This window comes from Halomonas sp. MCCC 1A11062, from assembly GCF_021404355.1.
GTDB lineage: Bacteria > Pseudomonadota > Gammaproteobacteria > Pseudomonadales > Halomonadaceae > Halomonas > Halomonas aerodenitrificans.
Genome location: NZ_JABFTW010000043.1, coordinates 1 through 15437 on the forward strand (window position 1 = coordinate 1; position 15437 = coordinate 15437).

Here is a 15437-nt window from a genome sequence, read left to right on the forward strand (position 1 = left end):
CGGAGGGTAGAATCGGTCATGGCGTATCCACTCATGTTGATTGAGATCTTGGTCGTGATCAATCAACAGGATACGCCACCCTTCCTACCTCCTCCCATACACCAGAAATCACCATAGCTCCAGCTCAACGCCACGAAAAAAAGAGCCGACATGATGTCGGCTCCATAAAGATCGATACAGCTAACTCGAGAAAGGCAGTGCGTTAGAAATCGACGTTCAGTGAGACAACGAACGAGCGGGGCCCATAAAGGTTGTTGTAGACATTGCTGTAGGCAATGTTGCCATTGTCTTCGCGAGTATAGGAACGATAGTCCTTGAAGTCGCGGTCGAGCAGGTTGTTGACCACGCCGTTGACCGAGACGTGCTCGCTGACCCGATAGCGTGCGCCCAGGTTGACCATGGTGGTGCTGTGGAAGTCGCCCAGTGCATCGTAAGCACCCTGCGAGCTGCCATCGTTCTGCGGTTCGTGGAAGTTGCGCGGACGGAAGGCGCTGCTGCGATATTCGGCGCCCAGGAAGGTGTTCAGCTGCGGGGTGGCCTGCCAATCGAGGCGCACGTTCAGCATGTGATCCGGAACGCTGACAAGCGGGTCCCCCATGAAGCTGGCGGCCGTTTCACCCTCTCTCACTTCACTGTCGGTATAGGTGTAGTTGCCCGACAGAGTCACCGTATCCGTCAGTCCATAGGCAGCGGCAAGTTCGATGCCCTGGATGCGCGACTCGCCGATATTGGCATTGGTGCGATCGCTGGCGCCCGTGGCAGGCTCGATCTTGTCTTTAAGGGTGTTATGGAAGGCAGTGACCTGGGCCATGAAGCCCTGGCGGTTGTCGTAGCGGGCCGAGAGTTCATAGTTGGTGCTGCGCTCCGGCTTGAGGTCGGGATCGCCGAAGAGTGGTGTGCTGCCACCGTCACCAAAGCCGACGACGCCGTCGAAGGTCTGCTCCATCATCGGTGCGCGGAAGCCTTGGCCGGCGCCACCCTTGAAGGTCCACTCGTCGGTGGCCTCGAACACTGCATAGGCGCGGGGTGTGAATTCGCCGCTGATTCCTTGGTATTTGTCGTAGCGCAGCCCACCGGTCAGCGCCAGGCGCTCGGTGGCTTGCCACTCGTTCTCTGCAAACAGGCTGTACTGATCGCGGGTCACATCCTCGGGCAGGATGCCGTCCTCGAACTTGGCATCCAAGTATTGACCGCCCAATGTCACCAGATGATCGCCGAAGACGTTGGTCAGCCGGGTATCGAGGATGTCGGTGGTCAGCCTCAGCCGACGCGGAGTACCGGCCTCAGGGTAGATCGCAGGCGGATTTGCCAGGGCGTTGACGGTGCGACCCTCGGTTTCGACGATGTCCCGGGTCAGCGAGGTGTCGAGCTGGCCGAACAGGAAGTCGCCGCGATGGCTGAGGCGGAACTGGTCGCGTGAGAACTCGAGTTCTCTACCATAGCCGCGGGTAAAGTCCGCCGGCGTCGTGCCGGTGCCTTCCAGACGTCCCACCTGACCCTGGCGATTGTCCAGCGTCTGGCGACTGGTATCGAAGCGCAAGCTGATGTCGTGAGCATCGACCGGTGCCAATACCAGCTCGCCGCCGAAGGTCTCGACATTGGCCTTGCTCGGATTCTGACCCATGGTGCGGTTGTCGGTCAGGCTGGGTTCGGTACCCGGGATGTCGATATTGGACGCGGTGCGTTCCAGCAGGCGGCCATAGAACTGCACGCCGACATGCTGAGAGACCGGCCCACTGACATAGCCTTCGGTGATGGTCGTGCCGCCGAAGTCTGAATCGCGGAAATATTCGGTCTGCACGGAGCCGGAGGCACGCCACTCGTCACCCGGGCGGCGGGTGATGATGTTGATCAGGCCGCCGATTGCATCCGAGCCGTATAAGGTCGACATGGGGCCGCGAATCACCTCGATACGCTCGATGGCGGCAATCGGCGGGATGAAAGTAGACTGTGAGTCGTTGAAGGCGTTGGGGGCTACCGTGGCCGAGACGTTTTGACGGACCCCGTCGACCAACACCAGCGTGTACTCGCTGGGCAGCCCGCGCAGACTGACGGTCTGATTGCCCGTTTTGCCGGAGCGAGCGTCCAGCGGACGGCTGTTGACACCCTCAATTCCGCGAACGGCATCGGCCAGATTCGTGACATTGCGCTCCTCGAGCTGTTCACGGGTAATGACTGAGATGCTGGCAGGTGCCAATTGCTTCTCATTACTATTTGTTTGTGCGGGCCGTCATGCCATGGGGAAGCGAAATCTCGAGAAGGTTTTCGACCTGACAGTTGGTCATGAGCGCTTAGGCTTGCTCAATCTTGCGAGGGAGCGAGCGCGCTAGTGAGCAGCTCTGCGAAGCGCTGTGCCGAGGGCAGGGCGCCAAAGCTCCAGACTGGCGGTAGCGTGATCATGCTGCCGTCACGCACGCTGGGCTGGTGCCGCCAGAGGGCGCTGGTGGCGAGCTTCTCTTCAATGCCGACGGGGTAGGGTTCCACCACAACCAAACGTACCTCCAGGTGGAGCAGGGCCTCGAGCCCGACCAGCGAAAAGCCCCAGGCGTTGGTCTCGCCCCGCCAGGCGTTTTCCAGTCCCAGGCGGTCCAACACGGCCTGGAACAGGCCGTGCTCACCGAAGACCCGCACATGTCGCTCGTCCATGAACTGTACGACCAGCAAAGGCGGCATTTCCTCCGGGAGGGCCTGGCGTAGCGTCTCGAAGCGGGCTTCGGTAGCGGCAATCAACGCTTCGGCTTCATCCTGGCGACTGTAAGCTGCGCCAAGCTCACGGGTCAGAAGGAGGATCTGGCTCCAGGTATCCACCTGGGGTGTGTAGAGCTCTTTGATATCGACCGCGCCGATCCTCTCGAGTCGAGGCGCCAATCGGCTGAACATCGGGGAGATGAGGATGTTCACAGGGGCTAGGTGGGCCAGCAGTTCGACATTGGGCTGAGAGCGAAGCCCGATGTCTGAGACGTCGCTTGGCAGCCTGGGCTCGCCGACCCAGCTGTGATAGTCCTCTACCTGAGCCACCGCTTCGGGAGGTTCGCTAAGGGCGACCAGAGTTTCGGCCAGCGTCCAGTCGAGAGTGGCAACGCGTGTATTGTCGCCGGCCAGTGCCGGGGCGGCTGCCAACCAAAGGCAACCGAGTATTCCGCTCAGGCGTCGAGATAGGGACAAGTACCGAAGTCTGGAAAGTCTTACGCACATGGGGTGGCTCAAGCAGAGTTCCTTGGTGTCGGCCGCTGCCGCCACGGGGGCTGGCCGGGCATGCGTCGCATGACGACCCACTGCTTGGCCTCATGCCCACCGGAACCGTGGGGTAGGAAGAAGCTAACAGTAATGGTTTGCATTTTGTTTATCAACGCTCAAGTGTGCGTTATGCTTGTCATTACCCTTCGATAATAATTTTCATTCATTGGGTGTCCCGGCTCTGCCGACTCCTACTCGTATAGCCCACAGGTCGATCACCATGTCCCATGCTCGCCCTCCTTCTCAGCCGAACGCACTGGCTCAGGCGGTGTGTTTTTCACTTGGCCTCACGCTAGGGGGTACGCTGTTAGGCGTGGTGCCTCGGGCGTTTGCCGAGCAATCTCTCGAGGCCGAAACCCTGGTGGTGGTGGGTACGGCGCTGAAGACCGATACGCCAGCATTGGAAACGCCACGGTCCGTTTCATTGGTGACGGAGGAGGAGCTCGAGACCCGCGCCGTCACGAAGTATGACGAAGCCTTGCGCTATCGCAGTGGGGTGCTGGCCGGCCATTATGGGCGTGATACCAAGGCCGACTGGTTCTTTCTGCGCGGTTTCAGCGGCGAGAACTCCACCTATCAGGACGTCCTGCGCCTCTTTCGTGAAGGGGGCTATTTCTGGTGGCAGACCGAGCCCTTCGGTTTGGAGCGAATCGAGGTGCTCAAGGGGCCGGCCTCGATCCTCTATGGTGAGGCGCCCCCTGGCGGGGTGATCAACGCCATCAGCAAGCGACCCACTGAGGATGCGCGCGGCCTGCTGTCGCTGCAAGGCGGCAACAAGGGCCATCGTCAACTTGGTATCGACAGCTCCGGCCCGGTGGGTGAGCGTGACGACGTGCGCTACCGCATGGTCGGGCTGTTCCGAGAAGGGGACGGCGACATCGACGGAACCGACAACCAGCGGGTCTACCTCGCGCCCAGTCTCGAGGTCGACCTGAGCGACAGGACGTCCATCACGCTTCTCGGCAGCTACATGCGCGACCATGGCACGCCGACCAACGGTTTCTATCTGCCTTACGGAACGCTCGAAAACACACCGTTCGGTCGCGTTCCGCGCGGCACCAACCTGGGCGAGCCGGACTACGACCGTCGTGAGGTGACCCAGCTGTCGCTGGGGTACGAACTCGAGCACGAAGTCAGCGATACCTGGCGTTTCCAGCAGAACCTGCGCTACAGCGAGTTCGACATGCTGCTACGAGGGGCCTACCTGTTCTGGATGCTGGACGACAGACAGGGGGCGCGTGGTCTGACCTATCGCGACGGTAGCTACGATGCCTTTACCGTCGACAGCCGGATGGTGGGCAACTGGTACACCGAGAGCACCGAAAATACGCTGCTGGTGGGTCTCGACTACCAGAAATTCGATGTCGAATATGGCAACGGCGACAACTTTGCTTTCGCTCCGATCGACATCTTTGCCCCTCGATACGGCAACTTCACGCCGGCGAACATTCACACTCGGCACGAAGAGGGCAAGGAGCAGCTTGGCTTCTACGTGCAGAATCAGTTGACGCTGCAGGATCGCTGGATCCTTCTGGCCGGACTGCGGCGCGATAGCGTCGACGTGACCAATCGAGCAGAAGGCAGTGCCGATCAGGACTTCAGTGACTCCCAGCTCTCCTTTACGGGTGGTGTCATGTACCTGGCCGATCATGGCCTGTCACCCTACCTTAGCTATAGCGAATCCTTCAGTCCTCTGGTCGGCAGCGACCCGGATGGCAACGCCTACGTGCCCAGCGAGGGGGAGCAGTGGGAGCTGGGCGTGAAGTACGCGCCGAACTGGCTCGACGGCTACGTCAATGCCGCCGTGTTCGATCTCAAGGAGAGCAACACGCTCTATTCCAGCGGGGAGGCCAGCTCCAGGCAGGGTGGCGAGCGGCGTTCCCGCGGTTTCGAAGTCGAGGGGCTCGGCTATGTCACCGACCAACTGCAGCTAACCGCGGCGTATACCTATACCGACACCCGCGTCGATATCAGTCCTGAAGCCACCAACCTGCGTGCCGGCCTGATCCCACGCCACCAAGCCTCGCTGTGGCTCGACTTCGGTTTCGATTCGGGAATGCTGGCAGGTCTGAGCCTCGGCGGTGGGGTGCGCTATGTGGGCGACAGCGTCGACCTGCCGCAATACAGCGACACCGAAGTCCCGTCCTACACGCTCTTTGATGCCAAGCTGAGCTACGATCTCGACGAGAGCTGGACCGCACAACTCAACATCAACAACCTCACCAACGAAGAGTACGTCAGCGGCTGCGACTACTGGTGTTTCTACGGCGAATCGCGCAGCGTGATCGGCAGCCTCAGCTATCGCTGGTGATTTGGGGGCTTGCGGTTGCCGATGCGTCAGCTGCGTTGATAACGCTTATCATTTATGGCATCGTCTTGGCCTGTTCAAAGGCGGGTTTGCCTGCTCAACGAGTTTCTTGCCGGGAGTCAAATCGTGAGACCGTTTCGCCATCCATGCCTCTGGGGGGCAATACTCTGGCTGGGTTTGGCCGCCTCGGCGTCCGCCGACCCCGAGCTGTATCAGGAGTCGCGTGAGGCCCAGCGCAGCCAGGCCGAGCTTCAGGTGCGCATCGACGCCGCCGATGACGAGACCCGGGCCATGCTCGAGGAGCTGCGCGAGCTCGAGCGCGCCGAGCGCCGCCTGACGCGTGAGAACGCCGAACTCGCACCGCGCAACGAGCGTCTGGCCGAGACACTGGATCGCCGTGAGGCGGCACTCGATACCCTGGCGGAGACCCGTGAAGCCTTGCCGGTGCTGGAGGAGCGTCTGATCGAGCGGCTCGAGCAGTGGGTCGATGGCGACATGCCGTTCCTGCGCGAGGAGCGGCTGGCGCGGGTCGCCAGCCTGCGCTCCCAGGGCGAGGCACTGTCCGGCGCCGAGCGATGGGAGCGGATCGTCTCGGCGTGGCGTGCCGAGCTGGAGTACGGGCGTGAGGTCGATGCCTGGCGCGGCTATCTCGGCGAGGGCGACTCGCGCCGCGAGGTGGATTACCTGCGGCTGGGACGCGTGGGCTTCTATTACCTGACCCCGGATGGGCGCGCCGGGCGCGTCTGGCAGGCCGACAGCGGCAGTTGGGCACCGCTCGATGAGGCCGAGCGTCGTGAAGTGCGCAACGGTCTGCGTATCGCCCGGGATCGCCGTTCGCCTGAGCTGCTAACACTGCCGCTCTCTCAGCCGCTCGAGCGGGCTATGGGGGGCGACGTATGAAGACCCTACGTCATTCGACCTCTCTCATGGCCGCTTTGCTGGTCGCCATCTTTCTGGCAGCCCCGGTCATGGCTCAGTCCGAGCCGCTGACTACCTTGCGCGCCGAGCGTGAGGCCGCCGAGGCCCGCGACCGGGCGCGACTGGCCGAGCTTCTCGAGGACCGAGGCGCCCTGGAAGCCGCGCTCGAGGAGGCCCGTGCCGCTCATCGGCAGGCCGAGGCGCGTAACACCGAGCTGCAGGCTGAGGCCGAGGTGCTGAGCCAACGGCAGGCCGAACTCGAAGCGCGTCAGCAGGAGCAGGGGGATGACCTCGAGGCTGTGCTGGCTTCACTGGCTCGCCACAGCGGAGAGCTGCGTGACGATCTGGCCGACAGCTGGCTGACGGTAGGCGGTGCCGAATTGCCACCGCGGCTGGACGATGCCGAAGTGCTCGAACTCGAGCACCTGGAGGTATTCGCCGACCGACTGGTCGCACTGACCGCCGATACAGGCCGCGTGGCTCGCTTCGAGGCGCCGGTAGCGTCGGGCAGCGGTGAGCTTGCGCCAAGAGATGTGGTGCGACTGGGGGATTTTGCTGCCTTCACCGAGGGAGAGTTGTTGCGTCGTGGCGCCGATGGCCAGACGCTGTCGGTGATCGAGCGCACGCCGCGGGAAGTGGCTACCAGCCTGGCAGCTTTTCATGGCGGAGAGTCGCGCTTGCTGGCGCTCGATCCTACCCGTGGGCAGGTCATCTCGGCGTTGGCCCAACGTCCGAGCCTGATCGAGCGTTTCCACCAGGGTGGAGCAGTCGGCTACGTGGTGGTGGGGCTCGGCGCTCTCGGCCTGCTGGTCGCGCTGCTTCAGTACGCCTACCTGTTGCGGGTGACGCTGGCCATGCGTCGCCAGTTGCGTGACCTCACCACGCTGCGCGAGGACAACCCGCTCGGCCGCGTGCTGCAGCGCTTCCGTGCGCTGCACGACGATCCCGTGCCGGAAGCGCTGGAGGCTCGCCTCGACGAAGCGGTGCTGGCCGAGCTGCCGCGCCTGGAGCGTGGCCAGCCGTTGGTCAAATTGCTGGCGGCGGTGGCGCCGCTGCTGGGATTACTTGGCACCGTCACCGGCATGATCGTGACCTTCCAGGCGATTACCGTGTTCGGCACCGGCGACCCGCAGCTGATGGCCGGCGGCATCAGCCAGGCACTGGTGACCACGGTGCTGGGGCTGATCACCGCCGTACCGCTGCTGTTCGCACACACCGCCCTGGCCGGGCGCAGCCGCCATCTGGCGGGCCTGGTCGAGGGGCAGGCCAGCGCCGCCCTGGCCGAGCAGCTCGAACAGCGCCCCCACGGACCCGATGTCGCGACCGGGAGCGCACGCCGCGATGCCGCCTTGGCTTGAGACAGAGGGCCTTGAACCGCTCCAGCGCCTGGTCGAGGCCGGTGGCGTGGTGCTGGTTGTCATCGCCCTGGTGGCGATGCTGCTGTTCAGCCTGGCATTGGAGCGGGTGTGGTATTTCCGCCTCACCTACCGCCGGGCCAGACGCGCCCTTATTGCACGCTGGGCGGCGCGCCAGGACCACCTGAGCTGGAGCGCCCTGACCCTGCGCGAGGTCTGGGCGCGCGAGCTGATTGGACGTCTGCGCCGTCCGCTGCCGTGGCTCAAGCTGCTGGTGGCGCTGTGCCCGCTGCTGGGTCTGCTGGGCACCGTGACCGGCATGATCGCCGTGTTCGACAGCCTGGCGATGACCGATACCAGTCAGGCCCGCGCCATGGCCGATGGCGTGGCCCGCGCAACCCTGCCGACTTTGACCGGCATGGCGGTGGCGGTGGTGGGGCTGCTGTTCACCAGCCGCCTCGAGCAGATCATTCGACGCGAGGACCAGCGGCTGCACGACCGTCTGGCCCGCGCCGTGGAGGATACCGATGCGTAGACGCCGAATTGGCGCCGACGACGGCGAGGCCAGCGAGGTCAACCTGACCCCGATGCTGGACGTCGTCTTCATCATGCTGATCTTTTTCATCGTCACCACCAGTTTCATCAAGGAGAGCGGGGTGGAGATCGAACGGCCGGAGTCGAGCGCCGCCACACCGCGGCCCGATGCCCAGGTGATGGTCGCCATCACACCCGAAGGGGCGGTATGGGTCGATGGCCGAGCGGTGGATCTGCACCGCGTGGGTAACGAGGTGGCCGGACTGGTAAGCGAAGAGGGCTCGGTGGTGATCCAGGCCGACCGCGACTCCACCACCGGTTTGTTGATCGAGGTGATGGACCGCATTCGCGAGGCCGGCGTGGAGCAGGTCGCAGTGGCAGCCAGCCGGAGCCGGTCGTGACGCGGATACCTCTCTCTTCGCTTGGCGGGGTGGCCCTGGCGTTGCTGCTGTTCTGGCTGTTGGCGCTGCTGGTGGCACCGCCGGAGGAGGAGTTCGACGTCGTCGACGTCAGCATGACCATGAGCATGGTCGAGGCGCCGGAGCCGGTGCAGGAGGAGACGATCGAGCCCAGTGCCGAGCCACCGCCCCCGCAAGTAGAGGCCACTCCACCGCCGCAGCCGGAGCCGCTGCCGCCGCTGGAGAGTTCGATCGCCATGCCGGAGCCGGAGCTGCCGCCGGAGCCGATGGAGCCGGTAGAGCTCGACGCCACGCTACCCGAGCTTGCCGAGGCGCAGCCCGAACCGCCGCCTGAGCCGAGGCCGGAACCGCAACCCCAGCCCGAGCCGGCGCCACAGCCGGCCCCCGAGCCAGCGCCTGCGCCACAGCCGGCCCCAGCGCCCAGCGCTGCACAGGAGGGGCCGACCACCGAGCAGGCGGCGCCTGCCGAGACTGGACCGGGGGAGGTGGGCGAACCGGTGGATGTGGGGCAGATCGCGCCGACCAGCCGCGTGCCGCCGGAATATCCATCACGCGCCCAGCGTCGAGGGCTGGAAGGGCATGTGGAGCTGCAGTTCCTGATCCGTCCCGACGGCAGCGTCGACCGTTCGTCGATCCGCGTGGTCGAGTCGCAGCCGCGTAACGTCTTCGATTCGGCTGCCGAGCAGGCCGTGGCGCGCTGGCAGTTCGAGCCGGCCAGCGGTGTGCGCCGGGCGCGGCAACGTCTCGAGTTCCAGCTGAGGTAAGGCCATGAAGATGCGAGCCGCGATTCGCCTGATCGCCTGTATCGGTCTACTGCTGGCCGCCGCGGCGCAAGCCGATGCGCCGGCACTCCCAGGCGATATCATCGCCGATCTGGAGCAGCTCCAGCGGCAGCTGCAGCAGGGCGAGCATGACAACGTGGCCGAGCGCGCACGCACACAGGCGCAGCGTCTGGAGGGTGGCAACACCGCCGACCGCTGGGCCGCTGCACTGTATCGCCAGCTGGCGGCGGGGGCAGAAGCCGGGGCAGGGCGCAGCGAATCCGCTGCCGATCAGCTGCGCCAGGCGCGGCGGGTGCAGGAGGCGCCGCTCTCTCAGCGCGACCGCTGGCTGCGCGAGGAGGCACGTTTGCGCTTGGCCTCGGGGCAGACCGAAGAGGCGGTGGCGCTGTGGCTCGACTGGCATGAACGCCACGACGGCAGTACCGATGACAGCTGGCGCCTGGCCCGCGCTCTGGCAGAGTTGGAGCGTTGGGAAGAGGCCGCGGGTTGGGTCGAGCGTGCGCTGGTGGACGACCCCGCTCCCGACGAGCGACGTCAGATGCTGGCTGCCAGCGTATTTCAGCACGCCGGGCGCGGCGGGCAGGCGTTGGCAAGGCTGGAGGCTGCCCTGGAGGCCGAGGCTCCGCCCGAAGCCTGGCGTCGGGCGGCGGCCGTGGCTCAGGGGCTGGGCGATGCGCAGCGTGCCGCGGCCATCTGGGAAGCCGGCTGGCGTCTGGGGGTGCTGAAGGGAGAGGCGGACCTGCGTCAGCGCATCGAATTGCATCTGATCGCCGGTACACCGGCCCGAGCCGCGGAGCATCTCGAAGCGGCGTTGGACGATGAGGCGCTGCCCGATACCCTGGATAACCGGCGCCTGCTGGCTCGCGCCTGGGAGCAGGCCCGCGATCGAGAACGGGCGCTCGCGGCCTGGCGCGAGGTGGCACAGCGCAGCGAGAAAGGCGATGACTGGCAGCGCCTGGCGCTGCTGGCCAATGGCTGGGGGCGGCTCGAGCTGGCGAAGGAGGCCATGCAGCAAGCCCAGCGCCGTGGGGCGGAAGTCGATCCGCACTGGCTCTCGACTCGCTAGCAAGCCGAGAGCTAGTGGGTCAGGAACGGCTCAGGGTTCGAACTCGGTCCACACCGGGGCGTGGTCGGAAGGGCGCTCCATGCCGCGCAGGTCGTAGTCGATGCCGGCATCGCGCACGCGCTCGGCCAGCGGTGCCGTGACCAGGATATAGTCGATGCGCAGGCCGCGCCTGGGCTCGCGTTCGAAACCGCGGGAGCGATAGTCGAACCAGCTGAAGCGGTCGTCCACCTCTGGATAACGTACCCGATAGCTGTCCCTGAGTCCCCATGCCTTGAGCGTGCCGAGCCACTCGCGCTCGATGGGCTGAAAGCTGGTCTTGCCCTCGCGCAGCCAGCGCTTGCGGTTGTCCTCGCCGATGCCGATGTCGATGTCCTCGGGGGAGATGTTGAAATCCCCCATCACCACCAGCCGCTCGTCGGGGCGATGCCGCTCCCGCAGCAGCGCGATCAGCTGTGCGTAGAACTCGCGCTTGTTGGGAAACTTGGTGGGGTGATCGACGTTCTCGCCCTGAGGGAAGTAGCCGTTCCACACGGTCAGCGCCTCGCCGTCGGCGGTGCGCAGGCGCACACCGATCAGGCGGCGCTGGGACTCCTCGCCGTCGCCGGGCAGGCCGAAGAAGACCTCTTCCGGCCCGTTTGGGCAGAGCGTCTTGTGGCACATGAGCGCAACGCCGTAGTGGCCCTTCTGGCCGTGGTAGTGGACGTGATAGCCCATCGCCTCGACCGCCTCGCGGGGAAACTCGTCGTCATGCACCTTGGTTTCCTGCAGGCCGATCACCAGCGGCTGGTGGGCTTCGATCAGCGCCTCGAGCTGGTGCAGCCGGGCGCGCAGGCCGTTGATGTTGAACGAGACAAGGCGTGTCACTCGTCATGCTCCTCGCGAGTCGTTGCACTCTGTTCTGAGGCGGGGGTGGGGTGGATGGCGATGCTGGCGCCCTGTTCCTGGCGGGCCAGCTTGCGTGCCGCCTGCAGCTTGCGCTGCTGGCGCTTCTTCTGGGTGAAACGGCGCGACGAGGTCACCTGGTCGGGGTTTTCGTGGCGCCACTTCTTGTAGTCCTTGCGCTTGCCGGTGCGGATGGTCACCTTGTCGGCCAGCGAGCGGGTCTTTTTGCGGCGTGTCATTGGCCGGACTCCTAATCTTCAAGAGCTGCATGAGTGGGCATTCTACCAGTCCGATGCAAGAGGCGCGCCCTCCTCGCCATAGGCTGGTACAATATGCGGCTGTACGAAGTTCACCCCATTGCTACGGACAAGACATACAGCCTATGAGCGAGTCGGAACAGACCACAGCCCCGGCCGAGAACCGCAAGCCCAAGCGTCGTCGTCGCAAGCCGCGCCGCAGCCAGTCCAACTGGGACCTGCGCCAGTTTCAGGTGCCTGCCGTGGCGGGCAAGTGGCGCTTTCACGACTTCGATCTGCCGCTGCCGCTGATGCGCGCCATCCACGCCCTGGGCTTCGAGTACTGCACGCCGATCCAGGCCGAAGCGCTGGCCCATACCCTGCTGGGTGGCGATGTGGTGGGCAAGGCCCAGACCGGCACCGGCAAGACCGCTGCCTTCCTGATCTCGATCCTGGCCTACTTCCTCGAGGAAGAGGCGCCGAATGGGCAGAAGCCCGGTGCGCCGCGTGCGCTGATCGTGGCGCCGACTCGTGAGCTGGCGCTGCAGATCGAGAAGGACGCCAAAGCCCTGGCGCGTTTCACCGATCTCAACGTGGCCAGCGTAGTCGGCGGCATGGACTACCAGAAACAGCGCGAGCACCTGGGCAAGAAGCTCGACCTCCTGGTCGCCACCCCCGGTCGTCTGCTCGACTTCCACGAGAAGCGCGACGTCGATCTCACCCAGGTCGAGATCCTGGTGCTCGACGAGGCCGATCGCATGCTGTCGATGGGCTTTATTCCCGACGTCAAACGCATCATTCGCCATACGCCGAAGAAGGAAGAGCGTCAGACTTTCCTCTTCTCGGCCACCTTCTCCGAAGACATCCTTAACCTGGCCAGCCAGTGGACCCATCAGCCGACCCACGTCGAGATCGAGGTCACGGTAGACAACAAGGCCAACATCGATCAGCGCGTCTATATGGTCAGCGATGACGACAAGCAGCGCCTGCTGATCAACCTGCTCAAGCAGGAGAGCTTCGACCGGGTGATGGTGTTCGGCAACCGTCGCGACCTGGTGCGCAAGCTCGAGAGTCTGCTCAAGAAGGCCGACATCAACGTGGCCATGCTCTCCGGCGACGTGCCGCAGAATCAGCGCATCAAGACCCTGGAGCGCTTCCGCGAGGGCGAGGTGCAGGTGCTGGTGGCCACCGACGTGGCCGGCCGCGGCATCCACATCGAGGATGTCAGCCACGTGATCAACTACACCCTGCCGGAGGATCCGGAGGATTACGTCCATCGTATCGGCCGTACCGGCCGTGCCGGGGCCACCGGGGTGTCGATCAGCTTCGTCGGCGAAGAGGATGCCTTCTCGCTGCCGGAGATCGAGCGCTACATCCAGGACAAGCTACCCTGCGAGCACCCGCCCGAGGGGCTGCTGTAACGGCCATGCTGGACGAGGCCCTCAAGGGCGAGATCCAGGCCGCCTACCGTCGCGTGCTGGAGGCCCAGGGGCTGACGCCACGCTACGGCCAGCGGCTGATGATCGCCGAGATCGCCCGCACGCTGGGCGGCATCGAGGCCGACGACGCCGGCCGGCGGCTTTCCGACGAGCACGTCTGCGTGCTCGAAGCGGGCACTGGCACCGGCAAGACCCTGGCCTACCTGCTGGCGGCGCTGCCGGTGGCCAAGGCCAAGGGCAAGCGCCTGGTGGTGGCCACGGCCACCATTGCCCTGCAGGAGCAGGTGCTGCTGCAGGACCTGCCTACTCTCAAGGCCCACAGCGGCCTCGACTTCGACTACGCCCTGGCCAAGGGGCGCGGTCGCTACCTCTGCCTGACGCGCCTGGAACAGGCCCTCGACGGCGTCGAGGACAACCCCACCCTGTCGCTGTTCGAGCAGAGCCTGGCCCAGGGTGCCGGCGATCATTTCCAGGCGCTGGTGCAGGAAATGGCCGATGCCTACGGCAGCGGTCGCTGGGAAGGGGATCGCGAGAGCTGGCCCGTGGCCATCGACGACGGCGACTGGCGGCGGCTGACCATCGACCATCGCCAGTGCACCAATCGCCGCTGCGGTCATTTCGCCGCCTGCGCCTTCTTCCGTGCCCGCCGCGACCTCGAGAGTGCCGACATCATCGTCGCCAACCACGATCTGGTACTGGCCGACCTGTCGTTGGGCGGCGGTGTGGTGTTGCCGCCTCCCGGCGACTGCATCTACGTCTTCGACGAAGGCCACCACCTGCCGGACAAGGCGTTGAACCACTTCGCCCACCGTGTGGGCATCAATGGCACGCTGCGCTGGCTGGGCAATCTGAAGAAGTCGCTGACCGAGCTCAACCAGGCGCTGGCGATACAGCCGACCCTGGCGCGGTTGCTCGCCGGGCTGCCGGAAACCATCGCCGCGCTGGAGCCGCGTCTGGGCGAGGCCTATTCCCTGGGCCATCAGCTGGCCGGGCGGCAGCATGGGCTCGCGGAAGATGAGGAGAATCATCAGTTTCGCTTCGAGATGGGACGCGTTCCCGAGGCCCTGCGCGAGCATGCCGGCAGCCTGCTGGTGGGCTTCGCCGAACTCTCGCGCACGCTGGAAACCATGAGCGACATCCTGCGTGAGAGTCTCGACCCCGACAAGCACACCGGGCTCGAACGCGAGCAGGCCGAGGCGTGGCTGCCGCTGCTGGCGCTGTTGCACGGTCGCGCGCTGGAGGCCCACGGGCTGTGGGAGTCATACGCCGAAACCGACATGGAAGGCGAGGCGCCGAGAGCGCGCTGGCTGACGCTGGAGCGCTTCGGCAGCGAACCCGAGCTGGTGTTCTCGGCGAGTCCCGTGTCGGCGGCACCGACTCTGGCCAAGAGCCTGTGGGGCAGCTGCTTCGGTGCGGTGGTGACCTCGGCCACGCTGACCGCCCTGGGCCGCTTCGAGCGCCTGCAGGAGCGTGCCGGGCTGGCCAACCGCTACCGCTACCAGCGCCTGCCGAGCCCCTTCGATTACTCCCGAGCGGTGCTCAGTGTGCCGCGCCAGGCCGTGGACCCCGGCGACCGCGATGCCCACGAGCGGGCCATCGTCGATTTCGTCAGCGGGCTGGGCGACAAGGAGGCCGTGCTGATGCTGTTCTCGTCGCGAGCGCAGCTGCGCGCGGTGGAAAAGGTGCTACCGGCGAAGTGGCGCGAGCGGGTATTGGCACAGGACCGCTTGCCCAAGCGCGAGCTCATCGAGCGGCATCGGGCGCGGGTGGATGGCGGCGAGGGCAGCGTGATCTTCGGTCTGGCGAGCTTCGCCGAGGGCATCGATCTGCCCGGCGACTATCTGACCCATGTGGTGATCACGCGGCTGCCGTTCGCCGTGCCCGACGACCCGGTGGGTGCGACCTTGGCCGAATGGATCGAGAGCCGGGGTGGCAATCCCTTCATGCGCATCAGCGTGCCCGATGCCTCGATCAAACTGGTGCAGGCCTGTGGCCGTCTGATTCGCAAGGAGGCCGATCAGGGACGCATCACGCTGCTCGACCGGCGCGTGCTCACGCGGCGCTACGGACAGGCATTGCTCGATGCGCTGCCGCCGTTCAGGAGAGAGATCGACGGCTAGGGCCCCAACGAGAAGGGCCCGGAGCTATGGTGATTTCTGGTGTATGGGAGGAGGTAGGAAGGGTGGCGTATCCTGTTGATTGATCACGACCAAGATCTCAATCAACATGAGTGGATACGCCATGACCGATTCTACCCTCCG

At 65.2% G+C, this 15437-nt stretch carries 13 protein-coding genes; 9 read left to right on the forward strand and 4 right to left on the reverse strand.

The window, feature by feature from the left end; all coding sequences use genetic code 11:
- Nucleotides 1-202: 202 nt before the first annotated feature.
- Nucleotides 203-2197, reverse strand: a complete 1995-nt coding sequence (locus tag HOP58_RS22465) for a TonB-dependent receptor (protein ID WP_234261841.1) — start codon at nucleotides 2195-2197, stop codon at nucleotides 203-205.
- A gap of 104 nt (nucleotides 2198-2301) precedes the next feature.
- Nucleotides 2302-3120: an ABC transporter substrate-binding protein gene (locus tag HOP58_RS22470; protein ID WP_234261842.1), complete on the reverse strand. Its 819-nt coding sequence runs from the start codon at nucleotides 3118-3120 to the stop codon at nucleotides 2302-2304.
- Nucleotides 3121-3457: 337 nt separating this feature from the next.
- On the opposite strand from HOP58_RS22470, the gene HOP58_RS22475 reads away from it, so the two are divergent.
- From HOP58_RS22475 to HOP58_RS22505, 7 genes are all read left to right on the forward strand, one after another.
- On the forward strand, nucleotides 3458-5548 hold the full coding sequence (locus tag HOP58_RS22475) for a TonB-dependent siderophore receptor (RefSeq protein ID WP_234261844.1): 2091 nt from the start codon (nucleotides 3458-3460) through the stop codon (nucleotides 5546-5548).
- 123 nt (nucleotides 5549-5671) lie between these two features.
- Nucleotides 5672-6445: a DUF3450 domain-containing protein gene (locus HOP58_RS22480; RefSeq protein ID WP_234261846.1), complete on the forward strand. Its 774-nt coding sequence runs from the start codon at nucleotides 5672-5674 to the stop codon at nucleotides 6443-6445.
- Nucleotides 6442-7821, forward strand: a complete 1380-nt coding sequence (locus HOP58_RS22485) for a MotA/TolQ/ExbB proton channel family protein (protein WP_234261848.1) — start codon at nucleotides 6442-6444, stop codon at nucleotides 7819-7821. The genes HOP58_RS22480 and HOP58_RS22485 overlap by 4 nt, the downstream gene beginning before the upstream one ends.
- Complete coding sequence (locus HOP58_RS22490) at nucleotides 7805-8353, forward strand: MotA/TolQ/ExbB proton channel family protein (protein ID WP_086510247.1); 549 nt, start codon at nucleotides 7805-7807, stop codon at nucleotides 8351-8353. Before HOP58_RS22485 ends, HOP58_RS22490 begins: the two co-directional genes overlap by 17 nt.
- Nucleotides 8346-8753, forward strand: a complete 408-nt coding sequence (locus HOP58_RS22495; RefSeq protein ID WP_086510248.1) for a biopolymer transporter ExbD — start codon at nucleotides 8346-8348, stop codon at nucleotides 8751-8753. The genes HOP58_RS22490 and HOP58_RS22495 overlap by 8 nt, the downstream gene beginning before the upstream one ends.
- On the forward strand, nucleotides 8750-9535 hold the full coding sequence (locus tag HOP58_RS22500; RefSeq protein WP_234250976.1) for an energy transducer TonB: 786 nt from the start codon (nucleotides 8750-8752) through the stop codon (nucleotides 9533-9535). Before HOP58_RS22495 ends, HOP58_RS22500 begins: the two co-directional genes overlap by 4 nt.
- A 4-nt stretch (nucleotides 9536-9539) precedes the next feature.
- Nucleotides 9540-10619: a hypothetical protein gene (locus tag HOP58_RS22505; RefSeq protein WP_234261850.1), complete on the forward strand. Its 1080-nt coding sequence runs from the start codon at nucleotides 9540-9542 to the stop codon at nucleotides 10617-10619.
- A 30-nt stretch (nucleotides 10620-10649) separates the two neighbouring features.
- On the opposite strand, the gene xthA is transcribed toward HOP58_RS22505, so the two are convergent.
- Together xthA and HOP58_RS22515 are read right to left on the reverse strand one after the other, a co-directional pair.
- On the reverse strand, nucleotides 10650-11483 hold the full coding sequence (gene xthA / locus HOP58_RS22510) for an exodeoxyribonuclease III (RefSeq protein WP_234255489.1): 834 nt from the start codon (nucleotides 11481-11483) through the stop codon (nucleotides 10650-10652).
- Nucleotides 11480-11740: a hypothetical protein gene (locus HOP58_RS22515; RefSeq protein WP_010628022.1), complete on the reverse strand. Its 261-nt coding sequence runs from the start codon at nucleotides 11738-11740 to the stop codon at nucleotides 11480-11482. The genes xthA and HOP58_RS22515 overlap by 4 nt, the downstream gene beginning before the upstream one ends.
- Before the next feature lie 143 nt (nucleotides 11741-11883).
- Between HOP58_RS22515 and rhlB the strand changes: the two genes are divergently transcribed.
- Nucleotides 11884-13158 carry an ATP-dependent RNA helicase RhlB gene (gene rhlB, locus HOP58_RS22520; protein WP_234255487.1) on the forward strand — a complete coding sequence of 425 codons (1275 nt, stop codon included), beginning with the start codon at nucleotides 11884-11886 and terminating at the stop codon, nucleotides 13156-13158.
- A gap of 5 nt (nucleotides 13159-13163) precedes the next feature.
- The gene (gene dinG / locus HOP58_RS22525) at nucleotides 13164-15296 is read left to right on the forward strand and encodes an ATP-dependent DNA helicase DinG (protein ID WP_010628024.1); all 2133 of its coding nucleotides are present in this window, start codon (nucleotides 13164-13166) and stop codon (nucleotides 15294-15296) included.
- The last annotated feature ends 141 nt before the right edge of the window (nucleotides 15297-15437 follow it).

Bases quoted from the DNA above. Each gene is read 5' to 3' on its own strand.
- HOP58_RS22490 (WP_086510247.1), top strand. From the start codon at position 7,805: ATGCCGCCTTGGCTTGAGACAGAGGGCCTTGAACCGCTCCAGCGCCTG.
- HOP58_RS22485 (WP_234261848.1), top strand. From the start codon at position 6,442: ATGAAGACCCTACGTCATTCGACCTCTCTCATGGCCGCTTTGCTGGTC.
- HOP58_RS22495 (WP_086510248.1), top strand. From the start codon at position 8,346: ATGCGTAGACGCCGAATTGGCGCCGACGACGGCGAGGCCAGCGAGGTC.
- dinG (WP_010628024.1), top strand. From the start codon at position 13,164: ATGCTGGACGAGGCCCTCAAGGGCGAGATCCAGGCCGCCTACCGTCGC.
- rhlB (WP_234255487.1), top strand. From the start codon at position 11,884: ATGAGCGAGTCGGAACAGACCACAGCCCCGGCCGAGAACCGCAAGCCC.
- HOP58_RS22505 (WP_234261850.1), top strand. From the start codon at position 9,540: ATGAAGATGCGAGCCGCGATTCGCCTGATCGCCTGTATCGGTCTACTG.
- HOP58_RS22515 (WP_010628022.1), bottom strand. From the start codon at position 11,740: ATGACACGCCGCAAAAAGACCCGCTCGCTGGCCGACAAGGTGACCATC.
- HOP58_RS22475 (WP_234261844.1), top strand. From the start codon at position 3,458: ATGTCCCATGCTCGCCCTCCTTCTCAGCCGAACGCACTGGCTCAGGCG.